Raw genomic sequence first — 3,740 nt, 5'->3', positions numbered from 1 at the left:
GTTTGAGATCGGACAATGTCTCCGGCGCTACCAGCATTTCGCCCGGCGGCGTCACGAAGGATGGCAGGCTGGCCTTGCCGATCGCGGGCGCGTTGCCGACTTCCGGGGGCAGCGTCACCGGCTCGATGCCGAGCAGCCGGAACGATCGTCCGCCGATCTGGACGCGGCCTTCCAGAACCGGCGATACCGGCCAGCCGGCGCGGCGCAAGTCGACAAAGAGTTGCTGCGGGAAGGTCGGGCCGTCGTGACCGGCCAGCATGGCGGTCCGCGCGCCGCCGAAGATGGCGGCCGCGCGATCGTAGGAATTGCGCGCCTGCTGGTTCAGCGCCTGCACGCCGCTCCACAGCGCGGTCGCCGAGATCAACCCGATCAGCAAGGTCGCGAGCTGCATCGGATGCCGCCGCCAATGGCTCACCAGAACGGCGAGGATCCAGAGTGCCCTCGTCACGCGATAAGCCCCGCATGGAGGGTGACCTGCCGGTCGAGCGTGGCGGCCAGCCGCGCGCTGTGGGTCACCATCAGGAAGCCGCAACCGGTTCGTGTCACCAGGTCGCGCGCTAGCGCGAGAACCTCATCGGCGGTCGCCTCGTCGAGATTGCCGGTCGGCTCATCGGCGAGCAGCAGCAAGGGTTTTGCCGCCAGCGCGCGGCCGATCGCCACCCGCTGCTGCTGGCCGCCGGATAATTGCTCGGGATAGCGCTTCAGAAGCTGGCCGAGCCCGAGCCGCGCCACCAGTTCACCATGCCAGGCGGCATCGTGACGGCCGGCGATGCGCGACTGAAAGGCCAGATTGTCTTCGACCGTGAGACTCGGGATCAGGTTGAATTGCTGAAACACGAGGCCGAGGCGATCGCGCCGCAATTCGGCCCGGCCGGCGTCCCCAAGACCGGAGATCGGCGTACCGGCCAGCACGATCTCGCCGCCGTCGGCCGCGTCCAGTCCGGCGATCAGGTGCAACAGCGTGCTCTTGCCGCTGCCGGATTCGCCGGTCAGGGCGACGCCTTCGCCGGAGGCGACCGCGAGATTCACCCCGCGCAGCACCGCGACCTGCTCGCCGGCGGTACGGTAGCTCTTGGTCAGACCGGAAACACTGAGCACGATGGGGTTACCGCTCGTCATGCGAATCGATGGCTGCGCCTCACAGCGGAAAATCCCGGGATGTGATTGACTGCATGATATCAGGGCCGCGGTGCAAGATCACGGCCTCAACGGCAGTGCGACGCGATCGTGTTTCGGTTGTCTAATCTTACAAAACAATTTTAGATGGCATCGCGAATATCAACGCCCGTTGCCGCGCACTCGGCTCTGTCAAAAATGCGCGGTTGCCTTGCCACGGAACCCGCGAGTAGCATCCCATGAGGCCGATCGCACAGCGCCAGCAACGGGGGAGCCAGTCATGACCGCGCAGCCGACGCCAAAAGGCGCCTGGAAAATCACCTTTCTGCTGTTCCTGTTCATGCTGGTGAATTTTGCCGACAAGATCGTGGTCGGCCTTGCCGGCGCGCCGATCATGGACGAGTTGAAACTCCAGCCGGAACAGTTCGGCCTGCTCGGTTCCTCGTTCTTTTTCCTGTTTTCGATCTCGGCCATCGTCGTAGGCTTCATCGTCAATCGCGTCGCCACCCGCTGGGTTCTGCTGGTGATGGCGGTGGTTTGGGCGCTGGCACAGTTTCCGATGGTCGGTACGGTCAGTTTCACCACGCTGCTGATCTGTCGCGTCATCCTCGGCGCCGGCGAGGGACCTGCGTTCTCGGTGGCGGTGCATGCGATCTACAAGTGGTTTCCCGACGAGAAGCGAACGCTGCCCACCGCCGTCCTGTCGCAGGGCTCGGCATTCGGCGTCATCCTCGCGGTGCCGGCGCTGAACTGGATCATCGTCAATCATAGCTGGCACTACGCCTTCGGTGCGCTCGGCGTGGTCGGCCTGATGTGGGTGGTGGCATGGCTGTTGATGGGCAAGGAGGGACCGCTGGTGCAAACCGTCGCGATGGCGGCAGCGGATCCCCGCGTCCCGTATTTTCAGCTTCTGACCTCGCGGACCTTCATCGGTTGTTGCGCCGCGACCTTCGGCGCCTATTGGGCGCTGTCGCTGGGCCTGACCTGGTTCACGCCCTTCATCGTCAAGGGCCTGGGCTTCTCGCAAATGGATGCGGGATGGATCTCGGTTCTGCCCTGGGTGTTCGGTGCGGTCATTGTGCTGCTCGCCGGATGGGTTTCGCAGATGATGCTGGCGCGGGGCTTTACGACGCGCGGCGCGCGCGGCGTGCTGGGCGCGGTGCCCTTGATGATCGGCGGGACGATTCTCGCCATGATTCCCTATGTCAATGGCGCCGGCCTGCAGATCGCCTTGCTGGTCACAGGCTCCGGACTTTGCGGAGCGATCTATGTCGTCTGCCCGCCGATGCTCGGCGAATTCACCCCGGTATCGCAGCGCGGCGCGGTGATCGCGATCTATGGCGCAATCTATACCCTCGCCGGCATCCTCGCGCCCTCGGTGATGGGCAGCGTGATCCAGCGCGCGGCGGTGCCGCTCGACGGCTATATGACGGGCTTCACCATCAACGCCGTGATCCTGATCGCGTCGGGATTGCTCGGCCTGCTGCTGCTGTGGCCCAACACCGAGCGCGCGCGGCTGATTGGTAGCGCGGCGCGGCCGAAATTCGCGTGAAGGCCTTGTCGTCCCGTAGCCCGGATGGAGCGAAGCGCAATCCGGGATCAGCCGATCCGGTTCAGGACGGCTCCGGATTTCGCTGACGCTCCGTCAGGGCTACCTGTACCTAGCTGGCAGCCGCGCCAAACTCTGGCCTGGCGCCCTGCGCGCCGCGCTGCAGTCTGCCCGGCCGCGCGCCGGTGGCCATGCCGCCGCGCTGCGTCACCACGCCGGAGACGATGGTGGCGTCGTAGCCGTCGACCTGCTGCAGCAGGCGGCGGCCGCCGACCGGCAAGTCGTAATGCACTTTTGGCGGATGCAGGTGCAGCCGGTCATAATCAATCACGTTGACGTCGGCCTTGAAGCCGGGCGCGATCACGCCGCGGTCGTAGAGACCGACCGAGCGCGCCGTCCGGCGCGACTGCGCCGCCACCACGAACGGAATCGACAGTTTTTCGCCGCGGGTGCGGTCGCGGGTCCAGTGCGTCAGCAGATAGGTCGGGAAGCTGGCGTCGCAGATAATGCCGCAATGCGCGCCGCCGTCGCTCAAGCCCGGCACCGCGTTCGGATCGCGCAGCATCTCGCGGGTCGCATCGAGATTGCCGTCGGCATAATTGAGGAACGGTACATACAGCATGCCGCGGCCGTCGTCCGTCAGCATTGCGTCATAGGCCAGTTCTTCCGCCTGCTTGCCGTGGCGGCGGGCCTGCGCGCCCAGGGTGTTTTCCGGCGGCTGTTCATAGTCCGGGGGATTTCCGAGCAGATACATCTTGTCGTAGTTCGGCCGGAAGAACAGCGGATCGTCGGTCGCGGTCGCGTGCTCACCCAGGATCGCGGCGCGCAGCTTGGGCTGACGCAGGCGCGCCACTCGCTCCGCCAATGGCAGTTGTGCGATCGCCTGGTAGCTCGGATGGGTCTGGAACGGGTTACGCGACAATTCCAGCCCCAGCATCAGCCCGACCGGACGGGCGGCGATCTGCGCCGTGATCGACAGGCCGCGCGCCGAAGCCTTCGCAATGGTGTCGAGCGTCTGGCGCCAGCGCCGCGGCGCCTTGTCGTTCTGCGTGATCGAGAACGAAACCGGGATCTT

The 3,740-nt window shown here is 65.6% G+C and carries 3 protein-coding genes and 1 pseudogene; 1 reads left to right on the top strand and 3 read right to left on the bottom strand.

Annotation, left to right across the window (positions count from 1 at the left end):
• A pseudogene (locus WCE35_RS20910) lies at positions 1–448 on the bottom strand (ABC transporter permease); the annotation flags it as partial.
• Positions 445–1,119, bottom strand: coding sequence for an ABC transporter ATP-binding protein (locus WCE35_RS20905; protein ID WP_424595219.1), 675 nt, complete (start codon positions 1,117–1,119; stop codon positions 445–447). The gene WCE35_RS20905 and the pseudogene WCE35_RS20910, both read right to left, overlap by 4 nt.
• A gap of 277 nt (positions 1,120–1,396) precedes the next feature.
• On the opposite strand from WCE35_RS20905, the gene WCE35_RS20900 reads away from it, so the two are divergent.
• Positions 1,397–2,668: an MFS transporter gene (locus WCE35_RS20900; RefSeq protein WP_424595218.1), complete on the top strand. Its 1,272-nt coding sequence runs from the start codon at positions 1,397–1,399 to the stop codon at positions 2,666–2,668.
• A gap of 109 nt (positions 2,669–2,777) precedes the next feature.
• Here the strand turns inward: WCE35_RS20900 and WCE35_RS20895 are convergent.
• Positions 2,778–3,740: amidohydrolase family protein (locus tag WCE35_RS20895; protein WP_424595217.1), on the bottom strand; the 963-nt coding region annotated here is incomplete at its 5' end.

It is taken from the genome of Bradyrhizobium sp. (assembly GCF_049691595.1).
Taxonomy (GTDB): Bacteria; Pseudomonadota; Alphaproteobacteria; order Rhizobiales; family Xanthobacteraceae; genus Bradyrhizobium.
The sequence above is the reverse complement of the archived record's forward strand: the minus strand, read 5'-3'. Positions and strand labels throughout refer to the sequence as shown.